This window comes from Pseudomonas sp. P5_B3, assembly GCF_056400405.1.
Window position 1 is genome coordinate 21,900 of record NZ_JBFULI010000067.1, and the last position, 6,330, is coordinate 28,229.

The 6,330-nt window shown below is 57.6% G+C and carries 5 protein-coding genes and 1 pseudogene; 3 read left to right on the forward strand and 3 right to left on the reverse strand.

The window, feature by feature from the left end; all coding sequences use genetic code 11:
- Positions 1–12: 12 nt before the first annotated feature.
- Complete coding sequence (locus tag AC1DRN_RS26780; protein WP_223462426.1) at positions 13–864, reverse strand: sugar phosphate isomerase/epimerase family protein; 852 nt, start codon at positions 862–864, stop codon at positions 13–15.
- A 430-nt stretch (positions 865–1,294) separates the two neighbouring features.
- On the opposite strand from AC1DRN_RS26780, the pseudogene AC1DRN_RS26785 reads away from it, so the two are divergent.
- Positions 1,295–1,540, forward strand: a pseudogene (locus AC1DRN_RS26785) (nicotinate-nucleotide diphosphorylase); the annotation flags it as partial.
- A gap of 120 nt (positions 1,541–1,660) precedes the next feature.
- Here AC1DRN_RS26785 and AC1DRN_RS26790 read toward each other — a convergent pair.
- Both AC1DRN_RS26790 and AC1DRN_RS26795 read right to left on the reverse strand, forming a co-directional pair.
- The gene (locus tag AC1DRN_RS26790; RefSeq protein ID WP_477786848.1) at positions 1,661–2,275 is read right to left on the reverse strand and encodes an alpha/beta fold hydrolase; all 615 of its coding nucleotides are present in this window, start codon (positions 2,273–2,275) and stop codon (positions 1,661–1,663) included.
- A 94-nt stretch (positions 2,276–2,369) separates the two neighbouring features.
- On the reverse strand, positions 2,370–3,212 hold the full coding sequence (locus tag AC1DRN_RS26795) for a LysR family transcriptional regulator (RefSeq protein ID WP_223462424.1): 843 nt from the start codon (positions 3,210–3,212) through the stop codon (positions 2,370–2,372).
- Positions 3,213–3,396: 184 nt separating this feature from the next.
- Here AC1DRN_RS26795 and AC1DRN_RS26800 point away from each other — a divergent pair, with 184 nt between their 5' ends.
- Entirely contained in the window at positions 3,397–4,923 is a 1,527-nt protein-coding gene (locus AC1DRN_RS26800; RefSeq protein ID WP_223462423.1) for an MFS transporter, read from the forward strand.
- Between the two features lie 434 nt (positions 4,924–5,357).
- Positions 5,358–6,227 (forward strand): AraC family transcriptional regulator, encoded by an 870-nt coding sequence (locus tag AC1DRN_RS26805; RefSeq protein ID WP_223462422.1) that lies wholly within the window; start codon positions 5,358–5,360, stop codon positions 6,225–6,227.
- Positions 6,228–6,330: the final 103 nt, after the last annotated feature.

Here is a 6,330-nt window from a genome sequence, read left to right on the forward strand (position 1 = left end):
CGCATCGGCTCCCTAAGGATGGCTTGAGTGGCTGAAACGCTCGAAGTGTTCGCGCTCGGTCTGGCCCATCCACACGTTCAATGACCACAGGTCGGCGACCGGGACATTGGTGAAGGGCAAATGATGCAGGTAGCCGTCGGCGCCGAATTCCGGGGTCAGGGTGCTGACCTGGTAACCGCGGGCTTGCTGCGAGCGCCAGATGCTTTCCCAGTGCTGCTGATGGAACGCCAGTTCTTTTGCATATTCGGGCGCCGCCGGGTGCGGAACCTGCGGGCCCTGGTCGTAACCGACCCGGGCCTGGACATGGTGAACCCGCTCGATGAAAGCGCTCAGGTCATCGGCCGGGTCATTCAACAGGCGCTCGCAAGTCACGACCCAGTGGCTGATGTCACTGGTGAACAACAAGTCGGGCAGTTGGCGGATCAACTCCAGGGTCACCCAAGGGTTGAACAGCGACCGCGAGCGGTGGGTCTCGAAACTGCAGACCTGGCCGTGCTTGCGCGCCAGATCCAGCGCCTGGCCAAAAAATTCCACTTGTTGTGGCAAGGACCAGCGGTCATTGCCCGCCAGCACGTTGACGAAGCGTGGGCCGAGTTCGGCAGCCCAGGCGAGTTTCTGATCGAGGTCATTGAGGTGAACGGCAGGCGTTGCCGACTGGTCCGGCAGCACGTCGTACGCGGTGAAGACGGTGCTGATATAGCCCAGGCGATTGGCCTGGAGAAAAGCGCCGAACTCGGCCCGTTCACGGGCGTCCAGTGGCAGGCGTGCTTCCATGCCATCGAAGCCCGCGTGCAGCAACTCCTCGAGCGCCTGAGCCTTGCTGGCGGTATAGCCCCACAGCGTGCGGAAAATTTCCAGCTTCATCGGTGATCCTCAAAAATCCCAGGGCCTGCTGCAAAAGCACTTCGACGGCGCCAGGCTGCCAAGCGCCTGGTTCGTTGTGGAGTCGATGTTAGACACAGGCCGCGCACAGAAAGAATCTGAAAGTTCAAATGAATACTTCAGACTTTCACTAACCAATAGCTAGCTATTTAACTCGCTTGCCAGGAGGGATTTTATGGGCGAGAACGTGTCTGCGTTGGCTATTAGCGAGAGATGCCATTGTTACGGCATCATTTTGAAGAGTCCCAAGCGACACCCGGGCTGCTGCTGGGCCGCTTTCTGCCGATTCTGTTGAAAAAGTCGGCCTGCCCAAACTGCCTGACCATTGACTGGTGAAAACGCCTTGCCTCGATCTTTCCCCATAAATGAGAGAGGAAAATTCGTCAGCACTCAGCCAGAACAAATGTTCATTAACCTGGGCGAACTGCAAGAAGCACTGAGAGGTGGAGCGGATTTAATCATGTTCGACGAACTGAGTCTGGATGACATGCGTGAAGGCGTTCGACTCAACAACGGACAGGCCCGGCTTGAGGCCAGCGGCGGAATCAATGAAAGTACATTGGTAGCTATCGCAGATACCGGGGTTGACTACATATCAATGGGTGCGCTAACTAAAAATATAAAAGCCATAGACTTATCTATGCGCTTGAGCCTTTAAATATCAGGCAATACTCTGCCGAGCCCTGCCTATGCCTCCGGTTGTCTGTCCGTTATCCGAGAGGTCTTGAAACGCAGGGGCCGCTCAATCAGTCCGCAGCGCTGGCAACCAGTGCTCCGCTCACCAGCAGACCAGATGTCTCTCGATCAACCTTGCCACTTCGGCTGCGTGAGTAAAACCCAGACTGTGGTCGGCGCCAGGGAAAACGTGTAGTTCAGCGCGGGGTAACAGTTGAGCAAGGCGTTGGCCGACGCGAACGGGGCTGATCGGATCAGAGTCTCCCCAGAGGAGCAGGACTGGCATGCGMAACTCGACCAACCGGAGCGTGAGGTCGGTGTGGTCGTCGAGAAACCAACTCGGCAGTGTCGGGTTGGCGGCAGCAAAATCCGGGCGCCAGTCATGCGCGCCCAGAGCAGACATATCCACCCCGCCAGAGGTGACGGTCAGCGTCAGGTGCGTGATCAGTTCAGGGCGTTCAAGCGCTGCAAGCACCGCGACTATACCGCCCATGGACTGCGCCACCAGCGCTGTGGGTCGGTCGATCTCGGCCAGCACGCGAGCCACCAGATCATCCATGCCGGTCACGCCAGGCAAGGGCGGAGTGTCTCCAAAGCCGGGCCAGCCGATATGGACCTGCTGCGCCGGGTGGGCCAGGCGCTCAGCAACCGGAAGCCAAAACCGGGTGTTACCCGAGGCTCCGGGCAGGAAGAGGAGTTTGGCGGGGGATGCGATCACAGGTTCGGTCCTTGAAGGTGCGATTGAAAGAGTCAGCAGAACAGGGCCCTTACCCTGGAATGCCAATGGCAGTTTGTTCTAGATCGATGGCGACTCAGATCTGCGCCAGCAGTTGCCCAAATGCATGGGCCGCAGGCGTCTTTCCTGTGACACTCCATATCAGTCTGAAATCAGCCTCCGGCAGCGGTGGCAGGCCATATTGACCATCAATTACCACCATACCGGGTTCCAGATCTCCCAGCGGTAGCGCGGTGACGGCAAGCCCCGCCAATACCGCCGCCCGCAATCCTTGTTGACTTGGAGAGGTAAAGGCGACCCGCCAATTCACGGTGGAACTCGCCAATGCCTCTACGGCCACCTGGCGGTGTACGCAGGGCGCTGGTGCAAACGCCAGTGGCAAAGGGCAATCGCCGGTAAAGTCGAAACTCTGCGCCGCGGCCCAGACAAACCGGGTTTCGCGCAGCACGGTACCGCCAACCTGACTGCCCGGCAATGCCATGATCACGGCCAGATCGAGCCCATCGGCATCGACCAGCGCGCGCAGGTCTAGGTAGGTGCCGACGGTTACATCAAGACGTACGGCGGGAAATTGTCTGGCGAACCGAGTCAGTAACGGCGGCAGGCCATCGCCGATAAAGTTTTCTGGCACACCGAAGCGCACGGCCCCGGATACCGATGACGCTTCGAAACGCCGGGAGAGGGCGTCTTGTGCTCTGAGGACGTGTTCGGCATGGCGCAGAAAATCTTCGCCATCTTCTGTCAGCGTCAACCGTCGGGTGGTGCGCACCAGTAGCGCGGTACCGGCCTGTTCTTCCAAACGCCGGATCTGATGACTGATTGCTGACTGGCTCAAATGCTGCCGCTCTGCGGCACGAGTGAAACTACCGGTCTCCTTGATCGCGACAAAGGCACGCAACAGCGCTGGGTCGAAGTCCATTTAGTCGACTCATGATGAATATTAATAAAACTTACGAAATTAAATCATTTCTGTCATTTTTTTATTACTTCCAGAATGCGGCCGGTCACTTGGAGTTATGTCTGGTGACGCTGGTCAGGCAATCGCACCAACTCCCCTTGGGGCGGCCTTGCCAGTGCCCATCAACTTGATCTGGAAGATCACGATGCCGTTCTCTTCTTCGCAAAAAGATGTTTTCACAATAGCCGCCGTTTGTTTGGCCTCGCTGATGTTCGGCCTGGAAATCTCGAGCGTGCCGGCCATCCTGCCGACGCTTGAATCGGTTCTGCACAGCGATTTCAACGATATGCAGTGGATCATGAATGCCTACACCATCGCCTGCACCATGGTGCTGATGGCCACCGGCACACTGGCGGATCGGTATGGGCGCAAGCGAGTGTTTGTCATTAGCCTGGTGCTTTTTGGCATTACCTCACTGGCCTGTGGATGGGCGCAAAGCGCCAGCGTGTTGATCGCCAGCCGATTTCTGCAAGGCATGTCCGGTGGTGCCATGCTGATCTGTCAGGTGGCAGTGCTGTCTCACCGATTCCAGTCGGGAACTGCGCGCGGTAAAGCGTTCAGTGCCTGGGGGATCGTGTTCGGCATCGGTCTGGGGTTCGGCCCGATTATCGGCGCCGCTATCGTGGCGCTGTCGAGTTGGGAGTGGGTGTTCCTGGTGCATGCGCCCATTGCCGTGCTCGCGCTGGTGCTGGTGATCGCCGGTGTCGATGAATCACGCGACCCGCAGCGCCGCAGGCTGGATGTGTTGGGCATTATCTCGTTATCGCTGGCAGTGTTAGGCCTTTCCTGGTTCATCACTCAGGGCGCGGGAGTGGGTTTCTCCAGCGGTTCGGCCATCACCAGCCTGATTGTGGCAATGGTCAGCTTCATCGTCTTTGTCGTCGCCCAGCGACGCTATGCCGATCCCATGTTCGATTTCTCGGTGTTCCGTATCCGCCGCTTCTCGGGTGCTTTGCTAGGGTCGGCAGGCATGAACTTCAGCTTCTGGCCCTTCATGATCTACCTGCCTCTGTACTTTCAAAATAGTCTGGGCTACGCCAGTATCGGCACCGGTCTGGCACTACTGGCTTATACGCTGCCGACGCTGATAGTCCCCCCGTTAGGCGAACGGCTGGCGCTGCGCTATCGACCTGACGTGGTGATTCCCGCGGGCTTGTTCACCATAGGTCTGGGGTTTCTGCTGATGAAATGGGGCAGCAGTGTCACGCATGCCAGCTGGCTGACGATGCTTCCAGGCTGCCTGATCGCCGGGATCGGACTGGGGCTGACCAACACGCCTGTTACCAATACCACCACCGGGTCGGTGCCCAGTGAGCGTGCTGGCATGGCATCGGGCATCGATATCAGCGCTCGTATGATCAGCCTTGCAATCAATATCGCGCTGATGGGATTCATCTTGGTGGAAGGCATCCTGTCTTCCCTGCGTAACCAGTTATCTGGCTCGCCCGATGAAGTGCAATTGAGGTTGCTGGCGGAGAACATTTCAGCCGGTAACTCCGTGGTGTTGGGGCAGACCGGCCAGGGCACTACGGTTACGCTCGATGTCGCCAACACAGCTTTGGCGCATGGGTTTGGCTGGGTGATGCTGTATGGCGGCATTGCTGCGTGGGTGCTTGTGGCGGCGAGCTGGGTGGTCTTTCGTTCGAGCAAAGCCGTGCATGCTCAGCAGTGACTGTCATCCGAAGGACTGCTCTTGGCCGATTCTGTTGAAAAAGTCAGCCATGGTTTGCGCATCAGAAAAGTACGCGTCCGAGGTTGAAATCTTTACTTTTGGCAGAGGCTTCCGGACTCGGATTTCACGTAGCAGCGTGCAAAAAAGGCGTTTTCACCAGTCAATGGTCAGGCAGTTTGGGCAGACCGACTTTTTCAACAGAATCGGCCGTTTTCTGCCAGTCATGAAGGGCTACATGCGACCTAAAGCTGTCGGTCGTACAGGATTTACAATCGGAGGCTCAGATGAACTGCCCGGTAGCCTTCAAGACGGTGCATCCAAGGCGGCCACGTCGAACAGGCAATTCAATCGCGACCTGAGCAAACACGGCTAGGCGCGGGCACGCCGGTATAGTCGACTCTATTGCCTACCGTATTTCCCGGAGCCTCCATCCAGTGTCTGACTTGCTGAGCAACGCCGCCTACACAAAACGCTTCGACCTGGTACTCGCCTACATCGACGCCAATCTCGAGGGTGACTTGTCCGTGAAGACGTTGAGCCAAGTCGCGAATTTTTCGGCGTTTCACTTCCATCGACAATTCACCGCGTTCGTGGGCGTGCCTGTTTCACGTTATGTACAACTGATGCGACTACGACGCGCGGCGCATTGCTTGTCTTCCCTCGCGGATTACTCGGTGCTGGACGCCGCTTTCGGTGCGGGTTTCGAAAGCCCCGAAGCATTTTCCAGGGCGTTCAGGCGGGCGTTCGGTATGACGCCGAGTGCATTCAGGAAGCAGCCGAATTGGCAGGTCTGGAGTGCGGTGTTCACCATCCCTCATTTTTCCAGGAGCATCATCATGCAGATACGAATTGTGGAGTTTCGCGAAGTCAGGGTTGCAGCATTAGAGCATTGCGGAGCGCCCGGGCTCATTAATGAGAGCGTGCGTAAATTTATCGAATGGCGCATGCAGAGCGGACAGTCGCCGGTGGCATCAAGTCGCAGCTTTGGTATTCCTTTCGGCAACCCCGATACGACCCCGGCCGAAGAGTTCCGGTTTGCAATCTGCGGCGAGATTCACGAGACGGTAGCAGCGAATGAGTTCGGCGTAACCGAGAGGGTTATCCCTGGCGGGCGCTGCGTCGTGGTGCGTCACGTGGGCTCGACGGATCACATCGGCGAATCGATCTATCCGATCTATCGTGACTGGCTCCCTACCAGCGGCGAGGAGCTTCGAGACCAGCCGCTGTTCTTCGATTATCTAAGCATTTCCCCCGAGACACCGCAGGATCAATGGCAGACCGATATTTATGTGCCTTTGCAATAGCGGACAGGTCGCTGCTGGTTTGAAACGATCGTCGTTGAGTTCATCGTTGTAAGCTGCCTCTCGCCAAGGGGCAGCTATTGGCCGGTTTTTGCCTGTCGCGAAG